This window comes from Thioalkalicoccus limnaeus, assembly GCF_041197575.1.
Taxonomy (GTDB): Bacteria; Pseudomonadota; Gammaproteobacteria; order Chromatiales; family Chromatiaceae; genus Thioalkalicoccus; species Thioalkalicoccus limnaeus.
Map to the genome: position 1 here is coordinate 1 of NZ_JBDKXB010000049.1, position 11,933 is coordinate 11,933.

The window sequence follows — 11,933 nt, forward strand, 5'->3', positions numbered from 1 at the left end:
AAACCAGATCCGCGACGGCATTCAGGCCCGCCTGGAGCGCGACCTGGCCGTCGACGTCGCCGCGCTGAACGAGCCGCTCAGGGCGCTGTTCGGCACGCGTGGCGATGAGGACGCCGCCCAGCCCGATTGGCAACGCATCGCCTGCGCGCTGGCCGCGCGCCAGGCCTTCGCGATCATCACCGGCGGCCCCGGGACCGGCAAGACCACGACCGTGGTGCGCTTGCTCGCGGTGTTGCAGGGCCTGGCCGCGGCCGGCGGAGCGCCGCCCCTGCGCATCGAACTGGCCGCCCCGACCGGCAAGGCCGCGGCCCGGCTCAACGAATCGATCGCCGACCAGATCCGCGGCCTGGCCAGCCCACCGGGCATCGCGGACAGCCTGCCGACCCAGGTCAAGACCCTGCACCGACTGCTCGGCACCCTCCCCAACAGCCGCCACTTCCGCCATCAGGCGGCCCATCCGTTGGCGGCCGATCTGGTGGTCGTCGACGAAGCCTCGATGATCGATGTCGAGATGATGGCCCGACTGCTCGACGCCCTGCGCCCCGACGCCCGCCTGATCCTGCTCGGCGACAAGGACCAGCTGAGCTCGGTCGAGGCCGGCGCGGTACTCGGCGATCTGTGCCGACGCGCCGCCGCGGGCCATTACCGGCCCGAGACCGCCGCCTGGCTGCGCCAGGCGTCCGGCGACCGGCTGCCGGACGCCTTGATCGACCCCGCCGGCACCGCACTCGATCAGTCGATCGTGATGCTGCGCCAAAGCTATCGCTTCCGCGCCGACGGCGGCATCGGCGCGCTGGCCGCCTGCGTCAACGAGACGATCCCGCCGCCCCCGGACGGCCGCGACCGGCTCACCGCCGTCAAACGGCTCTTCGCGCACGCGCCCGCGCGGCCCGGCCACGACCCGGACAGCCTCCAGGCCGTACAGCTGGCCGGGGCCGACGACGCGCGGTTCGCACGCCTGATCGAAGAGGTCTACGGCGCCCCCGAAAGCTACCTGCGGGTGATCCGCGACAACGCCCCCGACGCCGGTGCGGATCCGACCGAGGTCAGCGCCTGGGCGCGCCGCGTCCTCGAGGCACAGAGGCGCTTTCAGCTGCTGACCGCGCTCCGCCAGGGCGCCTGGGGCGTCGAGGGCCTCAACCAGCGCATCATCGAGCGGCTGCGCGCCCACGGGCTCCTCGCGGCCGACCCGCACGCCGAGGCCCTCCCAACCGGACCACAGCGACACTGGTTTCCGGGGCGCCCGGTCATGGTCACCCGCAACGACTATGGCCTGAACCTGATGAACGGCGACCTCGGCGTCACACTCCCCTGGCCGGCCCCTGGCCGCCCGGACCGGGCCATCCTGCGCGTCGCCTTCCCGACCGTCGACGGCGGCGTGCGCTGGGTCCTGCCCAGCCGCCTGCAAAGCGTCGAGACCGTCTTCGCCCTCACCGTGCACAAGTCCCAGGGCTCCGAGTTCGACCACGCCGCGCTGATCCTGCCCGACCGCCCCAACCCCGTCCTGACCCGGGAACTCCTCTACACCGCGATCACCCGCGCCAAGCACCGCTTCACGCTGCTCTACAGCGAGGAACAGGTCTTGGCCGAGGCCCTCGAGCAGCGCGTGCAACGCGCCAGTGGCCTGATCGGGATCGCCGAGGCGGAGCCCTTCGAGCCGCTTCGCGATGCGACCGGGATGTGAGTCGCGCGACCTGTCAACGAGCGATGGCCGGCAGGACCCTAGAGGACCGCGGCGACGAGGGCGGCGAGGGCGAAGACGATCCATTTACGTTGCATTCCCTTCTCCTAAACTGACGCTATCCTGATTCCCTGTCGACCAAGGAGGTCCTGAGATGTGCGGACGTTTTGCGCTGGGGCTCCCGCCCGCGGCGATCGCCGACTACTTCGACCTCGGCGAGATCCCGGACGTCGCGCCGCGCTACAACATCACGCCCGCGACGCTGATCCTCGCGATCCGCGAGGTTGACGGTCACCGTCGGGCTGATCCCCTGCTCTGGGGCCTGATCCCGCATTGGGCGAAGGAGCGCAAGACGGGCTATTCGACGATCAACGCCCGCGCCGAGACCGTCGCCACGGCCCCGTCCTTTCGCGAGCCCTTTCGCAAGCGCCGTTGCCTGATCCCGGCCGAGGGCTTCTACGAGTGGCAGGCCCAGCCGGGGAGCAAGGTCAAGCAGCCCTACTTCATCTCGCGGAGCGATGGCGCGCCGATGGCCATGGCGGGCCTCTGGGAGCGCTGGAAGGATCCAGGCGGCGACGAGGTCATCGAGTCCTGCACCATCCTCGTGACCGACTCCAACAGGTTCCTGGCGCCGATCCACAACCGCATGCCGGTCCTGCTCGACCCGGAGGACTTCGCGACCTGGCTGGATCCGGAGAACCAGGACAAGGACGTGCTGAAGGGGCTGCTGCGGTCGTATCCGGGGGAGAGGCTCCAGGCCGTGCCGGTCAGCCGGCGGGTGAACAACCCGAAAAACGATGATCCGGGGTTGGTGGAGCAGGTAGGGGAACCAGCCGGCTGATAGGCGCTACCTCCTACGCGACGGATACCATGGCGAACTTGTGGTAACGGCCTATACTGCCGTGGATGGTTGCGGCTGGCGGGTGGTCTGGTATCGGCCAGGTCCGGTCACTGGCCGATGTGAGCGGAGCGTCCGGTAAACGCGCTTTGCGGTCAGCGGTCGGCGGTGTAAGCGGCCAGGCCGCCCGGCAGAAAGCAGACATTCATCCGCGGATGGAGGCGAGGCCTGCCGCGCCCCCGCGCGGGGTGAAGCTGTCTGCGCCTGGAGGGACCGTACCCGGCCAGGAAGAGACATTCGGGGAGCCCACCAGGGCGTACGACTGCAAAGTTTCTTTCCACCTTTACGGTTCCTTGTAGAGGGCGTGTCCCAGGCGAGATTTTCGATCCGCAGGAATCCGCTCAGTGACTCTTAAACGCTGATACCGGTCGCCCGCGCCGTCCCTCCGGGACGACCGCAGCTCGATGGACGGATCATCGAGACCCGCCGGATAGGCCGGCGCCGTGTCCTCCGTGTCAGCGCCGGCCGCTGGTTCTTCACGCGTCGTGTCCTGCGCCCAGCCAACGCCCGTCGCCAGCACGCATACAAGCACCAAGGCGCCGAGGGCAGCGCTGATCGTCGTTGTTTTCCCAAGCGGAAAACGCGTTATCACATCTACTCCTATTGGATCGGCATTGCGAATTGAGATCGATAAATGGCCGTGCAGAGGGGAAGCCTTTGAATCGATCAAGCCAGGCCGGCATACCCAGCGCCGGCATCGTACAGCAGCACGCAGAAAGCCGAGGTCAGCGCGGCCCGCTGCTTGCCGGCTTGCGCTTCGCTTCCGGGCTTAGCCCAGATCAGGCCATCCCGGTTGACTGCGCCGGTAACTCTCGGTGATGGTCATGTAGTTCACGACCGCTGAGACAACCCCTGCGACCAGACCCAGGATGATCACGGCCGCCGCCAGGGGAACGAGGATGGAGCCGAGCACGCGTTGCCACAGCACCGCAAAGGTGACGATGACGCCGAGCGCAAAGAAGCCATGCTTGATGGTCAGCCACAGGAAAGTCGGATAGAACCGCGGCTTGGGTGGCTTGACGGTGGTGTAGGCGACGGCCGTTAGAATCATCGCCAGACTGACCGCGAGGGGCACCGCGGCGCCGAATACGGTGTGCTCGTCGGTGGAAATGCTGTCCACGGTCAACGGCAACGGTGCGTGTCCTGAGAGCAGGTACCATTGGATCGCCCCGTTGATGATCGCATTGATGACGCCAGACAAGACCGCCCCTTTCGCGACGTCGGATGGACTCGGTGAAGCTGTTTGTTTAGGAGTGGACATCGGTATCTCTCTGAGTGGGTCAAAGAATTCGGAGAAATTCGCGACCGGAAGAGCATCGCTCCCAGCTTCGATCGCGAGCGGCAGTCGGGTACGATCGATCAAAAGCCCCAGAACAACTGGAGCTGGGCCGTATTCCAGGGCTCGGCGTCGCCGTCGGTTGCGTCTTCGATGGCAGAGCCGGGAAAGGCGATGCCGGCGATGCCCTGCAGGAACAGGCGTTGCGACAAGGCCCAACGGACCGTGAGCTGGATTTCCTCGCCGAGGTCGCGGGACGCCAGGGTGCCGAGCGCCGGGTTGGCGCCGAGATTATTTTTCTCGTTGGCGGTGTGCTTGTAGACGTCGAAGGTCAGGTTGAGCCTCGGCGTCGGGCTAAGATTCAGCCGGACCCGGTGTGTCCTGCGGTTGGCCTGGGTGAGCACCTTGTTGATGGAGATACCCTGCAGCCATTGATCCAGGCCGCCCGAGTAGAGTGTGTCGAAGCGCTCGTAGCGGCTGGTGTCCGGGTCGTCGCCGGAGAAGGATGAGAGGCGGTAGGAGATGCTCGGTGTCCAGGGCGTCGTCCGAGCGATCCAGCCGGCCTCCGCGTAGCCGGCCCAGGCCGCCATCGGGAAGTCGTCGTGCCACTGATAGGCGAGCTCCGCCTCCAACCAGGCGCCAGGGGCGCCGGGCCGCGCGCCGCGATGTGCATGGCCGGCGACGGTCCACAGACCCTCCCGCAGGCGCGGGCGGGCGTCCGGTGCGAGGTAGCGGGTATCCGACCGCGGGATGTAGATGAGCGAACCGTCCAGGGCCCAGCGCCGCGTGGTCTGGCGGCGCAGGTTCAGGCCGGCGACGCGCGTATGGGATTCGATGGGCTCGTTTTCGTTTGGGTCCAGCCAGAAGGCCTGAGCCGACCAATCCCCGAGCCGCCCGGAGGCGAGGAAGGCGAAGTCGTGGGCGGTGCGGGGCGACATGTACACGCCGGGCCTCGGCCCGGCATTCCACTGGGAGCCGAACTGGGATATCAGAAAGCCGCTGTTCAGCGTGAAGTTCTGACGCCCGGCGGAGACCTTGAACCGATGGCGCTCGTCCTGCGGTGCGTAGAGCAGGCCCGCGTAGGCCAGCTCAAGGTCGAAGGTGGCGCGCGGATCGTCGCGGAAGATGTCCCGCCCCACCGAGCCGGGGCCGATGCCGGACAGGGCGCCGAAGCCGTAGAGGTCGTCACCCCCGACGGGCGTGACGCCGCCGACGCCGATCTGGACGAACGCTTCGGCCCAGCTCGCCCGACTGCCGGTCCCCGCGCCCTCGGCCGGCTGCACCACCAGCGGATTGCCGCGGGTGAAGGTCTCGGGGCTGTCGAACCAAGGATTGCCGTCCGAGTAGATGCCAAAGCCGCCGTTCAGGATGACCCGCAGGTAGCGCCCGCCCTTGCGGTAGAGCAGCGGGAAGTCGCCTGGGTCGCCCGTGACGAGCAGACCGCGCGGCGGCTTCGACGCCTCGACGGTGGCGGGGAAGACAGTGACGATGAGCTGGCGCTCGACGCCGCCGCCGATCTCGCGTCTGGCGAACTCGATGGCCCGGATGTCGGGGCGCGCCTCCAGCCTGGCCCGGACCGCCGCCCCGAGTATCGGGTTCCACGGATCGCCGGGGCGCAGGCTAAGCGCGTCGCGCACGGTCGTGTCGAGCCTCTCGGCGCCGGGCGCATCCGGCGGCTCCACCATGACGATGATGGCGGTGATGGTCTCGCCGCCGTACAGCGGCTGCAGGGCCTCGTAGCCAGGGCCGCCACCGACGCCGACACCGATGCCCGCGCCGGTCTGAGCCACCGCCGTGCCGCTCGCCATCATCCAGACCAGGGTCCAGACGAGCATTGAGCCATGTGAGCAGTTTGCCAGTGCTGGGTCTGCCGCCTGTCGGGACATGTCACCGGAGCCTAGCGCCGGGCGTTACTCGGGCATCAGGCGCACACGCTTGCCGCCACCCGAGACCTGGATCGTCTGCCCGGAGATCCAACTCCCCGCCGGCGAGGCGAGCCACAGAAAGGCGTTGGCGATGTCCTCGGGACGTCCGGCCCGACCGGTCAGGTTGTCCGGGTGTGCGAGCGCCTCCTGGACCTTCTCGTCGAGGCCCGCCTCCGCGTAGCCCGGCGTCAGGACCGTACCGATGAGCACCGTGTTGATGCGCACCTGTCTGGCGAAGTAGTGCGCGAGCCCGAGCATGGCGTGATTCAACGCCGCCTTCGCCGCCGAGTAGGCGATGAAGTCGAAGGCCGGCAGTACGCCGACGAGCGAACCGGAGTTGGTCACGGTGGGGTTGGTCGCCTGCTCCAGGTACGGGCGGCAGGCCGCCGTCATCCGTAGGGCCGCCAGTGTGTTGAGCCGGTAGCTCTCGACCATCTCATCGGCCGGCACCGCGAGCGGGTCCGGATAGGCCTTGCCCCAGCCGACGTTGTTCACGAGCGTCGACACACCGCCGAAGGTCTCGGCGGTCCTCGCGACGCAGGCGTCGATCTGCTCGTCGTCGGTCACATCGCAGGCCATGCCGATGACCTCGCTGCCGGTCTCCTTGGCGATCTTCTCGGCGGTCGCTTCGGCCTTCTCGCCGTTGAGATCGGCGATCATCACCTTGGCCCCCGCGCCGGCGAAGCTGCGCGCGATGGCCTCACCGATGTTCTGCGCGCCGCCGGTGACGATGGCCGAATGGCCCCGCATGCGAAAGTCTTTGAACGGGTCGAACTGGGACATGTTGTGCTCCTGGTGGGGTTTGCGTTGGTCGGAAACGAACGGACCAATCGGCGTCAGTCGAGCTCCTGCACGCCGCCGCCGGACACGGTCAGGATCTGACCGCTGATCCAGGCCGCGGCGGGCGCGCAGAGGAAGAGCGCGGCGTTCGCCATGTCCGCGGGCTCGCCGAGGCGCTTCAGCGGCGTGTGCTCGAGCATCTTCGCTTCGACCTCGGGTGTGAGGACCTTCGCCAGCGCATCGGTACGGGTCGCGCCGGGGGCGATGGCATTCACACGGATATTTTTGGGTCCGAGGTCGAAGGCGATGTTGCGCGTGAGGTGATTCTCTGCGGCCTTGGAAGCCCCGTAGGAGGCCATCCGCTGGTTCTTGTTGTCGCCGGCCATCGAGGTGATGTTGAGAATGGCGCCGCCGCCGGCCTGCTCCATATGCGGCGCGGCGAGCTGACAGAGCCGGAAGACGGAGAACAGATTCAGCTCGAAGGCAAAGCGCATGTCCGACATGGGCATGTCGAAGGGCTTGGGACCGCCGCCGCCGGCGTTGTTGACCAGGATGGTCAGGCGGCCGAAGGCCTTGACGGCGAGGTCCACCGCGGCAACCAAGTCCGCTTCCTTCGTCACATCGCAGGCGACGCTGGTCGCCTTGCCGCCGGCGTCGGTGATGGCGGCGGCCACCTGCCTGGCCGCTTCGGCATCGCGGTCCGTGACGGCGACTGAAGCGCCGGCGGCGGCGAAGGTTTCGGCAATGGCGCGGCCGATGCCGGCGCCGGCGCCGGTGATCAGCGCAACGGCGCCGTCGAGCTGGAAAGCGCGTGGATCGTACATGTTGTCACCAGTTGGTTCGGATACGTGGGAGATGAGGACGCGCCGCGGAGCGGCAAGCCGCTTTGCGCCCAAAATGGGCGGGCATGACCAAGCCACGAAGTGAGCTGGCTTTGAGCGCTGGGTTTCAGTATGAGCAACGGCAGACGCGGCATGTCCACCGCCGCGCCGGGTGCGGCTCGGTGGACGCGCGAGGTACGTTCAGCCGGACGTCGCCTCGGTGCAAGCGGAGACCACCGTGGCAAGGTAGCGCAGTGTTGCCTCGGTCGCGGGCTCGAGATCCTACGCAGCCTTGGCGGTGGCGATCAGATAGCCATTGTCGCGGCGGATGATCCAGCCCTGGGCCTCCAGGTCGCGGACCTTGCGGCGGACGGTTTCCCGCGGGATGCCGCTGTAATCCGCGATGGACTGCAGATTGATGGGTGCGGGCTCGTTGTCGGGACGCGCGCGCGACATGAATTCGTCATAGGACATGCCCTCGACGCGCCCCCGCGCCCCGGAGTGGGTCGCGGACGAACCCTTGAGCCTACACGCTCCACGGGGCGGTGTATGAAATCCCGCCGCCGTCCATAAGCATCCACTGAAGGACCATAATGGTCGTAAGCACGCGCCCAGGCTCAGCGCCACGGGTGACCGCAAAGCACGTTCAGGAGACGCTCGCCGTCCCCCTTGTGACTGGCGGCAGTTGGGACGTAGCCGACGGCCGGGTGAATCTTTCTGGGGCCGTGAGCGTCGGTAGTGGGCACTCCATCTGCTGAGGCAAGTGGACAGAACCCTTCCGCTGCTGGAAAGCTTGCTTCTCCGTCAGCTTCGGGGCGGGAACAGCCTATCGCCGACGCGCAGAAGTCCCAGGGTTGGAGGGCGAAGGCACCAGAAGTGACACCACTCGGGCAGCGTCCGCTTTCTGGACTCACGGTCGGATTTCCTCCTCCACGGCCAGCGACCGCACTGCGTCCAAAGCGGTCACTCAGCATGGAGCGCCCAGCGGCAGGTCTGGGTCGTTTGCGGTCCCGGACGTAGTCGCTTGGTCCCGAGACACGGCCACTCTCCCGGACTCAGGCCCCGCCGACTCCCACCGGACCGCTTCCGTCACGCGCCTTGCATCGCGCGTCCGTGCGCGAGCAAGCCGCGCGCCGCTCGCTGCGCCTTGCCGACGGCTGGCCCGCTTGCGCCCCCGCACACGGGCCGGGCAGCGCACACGACGCGCTCCCCGGCCCGGTGCGGTGGCACGGCGCTCCTGGGCTTCGGCTGGCGCTCTTGGAAGCGAAGGAGCGTGGCCTGGCACGGCCCTGGCTTCTCGGCACCGGCGCTCGCGGCAGCTATTCGATGCAGGTCGTGGCCGCCAGCGCCGGTGCCGGCCAGGCCCGCGCCAGGCCCCGACCTGTTCTCATCCGGGGAGTGCCCCGGACCCCACGGCCGCTGCGCGGGTCGCTGCGCTCCAAAAGGTCACGACCTGTTTGGATTACCCCCAACCCTTCAAGAGGGCAGGGCGCCTGACGGCGCGTTGGCCCCGTGACGAGGTCGGCCCACTTGTGTTCTCCCTGCGTCGCGCTCCCGCCGCGACAAGGCCCCCAAGCCCTTCCTACAGCCGCGGCACGATCTCCGGGTGCTCCCACAGGAAGTCGATCTTGCGGTTCAGCGTCGCGACGTCATCGAGCGACCCGTCGGCACGCCGGCCGCACCAGAAGGATCCAGCGCCTTGCATCGACCGATACTGGACCCGGAGCTCGCGGGCGGTCACCTCGACCGCGGTGATCTCGGCATCCTCGGGCAGAATGTCGGCGTAGAGGTCGGCGCATTCGTGGAGGGCCGACCGAGCGAAGTAGGGCACGCCGGTGCCGAAGAAGACCGCGGCGACGAGGTCATCGAGTCCTGCACCATCCTCGTGACCGACTCCAACAGGTTCCTGGCGCCGATCCACAACCGCATGCCGGTCCTGCTCGACCCGGAGGACTTCGCGACCTGGCTGGATCCGGAGAACCAGGACAAGGACGTGCTGAAGGGGCTGCTGCGGTCGTATCCGGGGGAGAGGCTCCAGGCCGTGCCGGTCAGCCGGCGGGTGAACAACCCGAAAAACGATGATCCGGGGTTGGTGGAGCAGGTAGGGGAACCAGCCGGCTGATAGGCGCTACCTCCTACGCGACGGATACCATGGCGAACTTGTGGTAACGGCCTATACTGCCGTGGATGGTTGCGGCTGGCGGGTGGTCTGGTATCGGCCATTTCCGGGCACTGGCTCATCCGCCCTGAGCGTCGGGTAGTCGCACATTCTCCACAAGCCAGGCGTGGGGCTCCTGCTGTTTGCCATTAACGGCTGAACGCCTCGATGGCCTCATCGGCGCCATAGCCGCCCACCTCCAACAATCGATCGAAGAGGTCGAGACACCGCCGACGAAGGTCTGGGTCTTGTTCAGCTTGGCGGTAGGCGCGAAGGATGAGGCCACTCAGGCTGTCGGCGGTGGCGGCAGAGGATAGCCTAAGGTCGCCGGCTGCAGAGCCGACCAGGTCTAGAAAGCGGTGGCCCGCTTTCATCAGCAGGCCAGGAGGTGCATCTACGGTTTCTTCGATGGCCCAGAAAAACCGCTCGGCGCCCTCGGCGAACGCCGGACTTTCGATGAAGGTCTGTGCAACCGAAAGGATCGGCTCTATGCGCTTCATGTCTCTAGCGTGCCTTATCCAGTTGCTGGCCGCGAGGCGTGCTTCGGAATCGGGATCAGAGAAGAGACGTATCAGGGATGCCTCGCAATACCCGCGGTCCGGTGCTGCAAAGATGTTGTGGCTCAGAACCTCAGCCACCCCCTTCCGTGTCTCCAAATCGCCGTGAATCCCCTTTTCGGCCAAGGGCCGCGCAGACTCGTCAGATAGCGCGACCAACGTCGCTTGCCTAGCGCCCGCATCTCTGGCTTTCGCGACACCGGAAGCGAGCATCCGCTCGAGGATCGGCCAAACCTGCTCAAGCTCGCCGAGAGCCGTGTAGTAAAGAAACTGTTCGACGGGATGCGCGCCGAGCAGGTCGTCTTCCGCCTCGCAAAGCCGTAGGAAAAGGGCTACAGCGGTTGTGTGGTCGTAGCGCAGCGCCTGCACGCAGGCCTGAGCGACGCAGGTCCGCACCGAAATCGACGGATCTGCGACCATCCGCTCCAGCACTGGTGAGAAATGCTCCCAGTACCTGTGTTCTCGAGCGATCAGGCAGGCAATCGCGCGTGCTCCGCTGCCGCGGACGGTGTTGATGCCATAGGTGTACGGATCGCCTCCGTAGTAAGGCCCTTGCCCCCCTGCGTCCTGCTGCCACAGCTCTTCGGCAGGATCAGGGTCCTCGGTCGCGTACCAGGAGACGACATCGAGTAACGCGCCTGAAAGATCCTGATCGCCGTGCTTGGCGATGACCTGCGGGAGCCAACGACCGTGCGGGCGATCGGGACGCTCGTGGGCGCGTTCGACAACTTGGCGCAAGAGGTCCGGCGAAACTCCGCCCTCCTGAAGGCCCATCAGAACGGCCTCGAAGTAGTGTTCGTTCGCGTCTTCCGGAAAGTTCAGCATCAGGCGTGCAAAACGCTCGGGTTCTTCCTTGGTGCGTTCCTTGAGGGCTATTGCCAATTCACGCGCGCCGCCTAGCACGCGATCGTGCAGCCAAACGCGCGCCTGGTCGTCGACATACTTCCGGATGGCAGAAAGCCACTGCGCATCGCTCATCCTCTCAGTGGCCTTTTCAGGCACTGGTGGCTGAACAATGCCCCCTTTCAAAGAATGCGGGCTTTCCAGTCTCCAATCCAACGACACCGCCTTGCGCGCAAGCTCCCCTTTGCGTCGCCTGGCCGCGGCAGATAGCAACTCCGTCGGTAGCACGCGAAGGAGCAGATGCTGGTGTTGTCCGTAAGACCATCGGAACCAGTTTGCCCGCTCCCTGGCCGCAACCCTGTCCGGACTAGCTTCGTCCGGGGTGGAGGGCTGCCAGCGCTCGAAGTCGGCGAGTAGCCAGGGCTCGAGCCGCGCTACGTCGGCCTCATCGAGAAAAGGAGACAGGGTTCGCAGCAACTCACTACAGTCCCAGCGTGCTTGATCGTGGTACCAGATGCCCCACTGCTTCCAGTTTTCCGCCAAGTATTCGACGGCGACCGGCTTCCATGCACCATCCTCGATCGCGAGAGCGCGTAAGAGAACGGCGTGGGCCGTCTGACACACGGACGCGTTCAACTGGTCAATGGCCGATCGGACCAAAGTCGGGGACGATGCGGCAGCCCCCTTGAGCGCCGCTACCAATGACATGATCAGGACTTCCGGGCCCCAGTGAGACAGCTCCCGGAAGCCTCCATGCCAAATGCGATCGTTATAGGGCAGAACGGTATCGCGGTCAGCGGCACGCGTGAGCAGTTCCAGCCACGGGACGACCGCAGCGTTCACGAAGGCGTCAGGGGCCCTCTTTACCAGCTCAGCCAGATCGTGCTCGGACAAGACTCTCTGCGTTTCCTGATCGTGGCTGAACAGCTCGGCGCCGCTGTCCGCGTGTGCCACAACCTCTAACCAACGAGCCACGGCGCGACAGGCCACGTCG

The 11,933-nt window shown here is 66.8% G+C and carries 10 protein-coding genes; 3 read left to right on the forward strand and 7 right to left on the reverse strand.

Features of this window, described 5'->3' with window-relative positions; genetic code table 11:
* Nucleotides 1-1,684 (forward strand): exodeoxyribonuclease V subunit alpha (gene recD, locus ABC977_RS17580; RefSeq protein ID WP_369668579.1); only part of this gene is annotated, 1,684 nt, incomplete at its 5' end.
* 151 nt (nt 1,685-1,835) lie between these two features.
* The gene (locus tag ABC977_RS17585; RefSeq protein WP_369668580.1) at nt 1,836-2,522 is read left to right on the forward strand and encodes an SOS response-associated peptidase; all 687 of its coding nucleotides are present in this window, start codon (nt 1,836-1,838) and stop codon (nt 2,520-2,522) included.
* Nucleotides 2,523-3,348: 826 nt separating this feature from the next.
* On the opposite strand, the gene ABC977_RS17590 is transcribed toward ABC977_RS17585, so the two are convergent.
* From ABC977_RS17590 to ABC977_RS17615, 6 genes are all read right to left on the reverse strand, one after another.
* Nucleotides 3,349-3,942, reverse strand: a complete 594-nt coding sequence (locus ABC977_RS17590) for a hypothetical protein (RefSeq protein ID WP_369668581.1) — start codon at nt 3,940-3,942, stop codon at nt 3,349-3,351.
* On the reverse strand, nt 3,939-5,741 hold the full coding sequence (locus ABC977_RS17595; protein ID WP_369668582.1) for an alginate export family protein: 1,803 nt from the start codon (nt 5,739-5,741) through the stop codon (nt 3,939-3,941). Before ABC977_RS17595 ends, ABC977_RS17590 begins: the two co-directional genes overlap by 4 nt.
* Before the next feature lie 24 nt (nt 5,742-5,765).
* Nucleotides 5,766-6,563, reverse strand: coding sequence for an SDR family oxidoreductase (locus ABC977_RS17600; RefSeq protein ID WP_369668583.1), 798 nt, complete (start codon nt 6,561-6,563; stop codon nt 5,766-5,768).
* Nucleotides 6,564-6,616: 53 nt separating this feature from the next.
* Nucleotides 6,617-7,384, reverse strand: a complete 768-nt coding sequence (hdhA, locus tag ABC977_RS17605) for a 7-alpha-hydroxysteroid dehydrogenase (RefSeq protein ID WP_369668584.1) — start codon at nt 7,382-7,384, stop codon at nt 6,617-6,619.
* A 279-nt stretch (nt 7,385-7,663) separates the two neighbouring features.
* Nucleotides 7,664-7,855, reverse strand: a complete 192-nt coding sequence (locus ABC977_RS17610) for a helix-turn-helix domain-containing protein (protein WP_369668585.1) — start codon at nt 7,853-7,855, stop codon at nt 7,664-7,666.
* Nucleotides 7,856-8,963: 1,108 nt separating this feature from the next.
* The gene (locus ABC977_RS17615) at nt 8,964-9,302 is read right to left on the reverse strand and encodes a hypothetical protein (RefSeq protein WP_369668588.1); all 339 of its coding nucleotides are present in this window, start codon (nt 9,300-9,302) and stop codon (nt 8,964-8,966) included.
* Between ABC977_RS17615 and ABC977_RS17620 the strand changes: the two genes are divergently transcribed.
* Nucleotides 9,267-9,503 (forward strand): SOS response-associated peptidase family protein, encoded by a 237-nt coding sequence (locus ABC977_RS17620; protein ID WP_369668587.1) that lies wholly within the window; start codon nt 9,267-9,269, stop codon nt 9,501-9,503. The genes ABC977_RS17615 and ABC977_RS17620 overlap by 36 nt on opposite strands.
* Nucleotides 9,504-9,688: 185 nt before the next feature.
* On the opposite strand, the gene ABC977_RS17625 is transcribed toward ABC977_RS17620, so the two are convergent.
* Nucleotides 9,689-11,933, reverse strand: a 2,245-nt coding sequence (locus ABC977_RS17625) for a hypothetical protein (RefSeq protein ID WP_369668586.1), incomplete at its 5' end; no start/stop codon positions are given.

Coding starts and splice junctions, on each gene's coding strand:
- ABC977_RS17600 (WP_369668583.1), bottom strand. CDS start 6,563: ATGTCCCAGTTCGACCCGTTCAAAGACTTTCGCATGCGGGGCCATTCG.
- ABC977_RS17610 (WP_369668585.1), bottom strand. CDS start 7,855: ATGTCCTATGACGAATTCATGTCGCGCGCGCGTCCCGACAACGAGCCC.
- hdhA (WP_369668584.1), bottom strand. CDS start 7,384: ATGTACGATCCACGCGCTTTCCAGCTCGACGGCGCCGTTGCGCTGATC.
- ABC977_RS17585 (WP_369668580.1), top strand. CDS start 1,836: ATGTGCGGACGTTTTGCGCTGGGGCTCCCGCCCGCGGCGATCGCCGAC.
- ABC977_RS17595 (WP_369668582.1), bottom strand. CDS start 5,741: ATGTCCCGACAGGCGGCAGACCCAGCACTGGCAAACTGCTCACATGGC.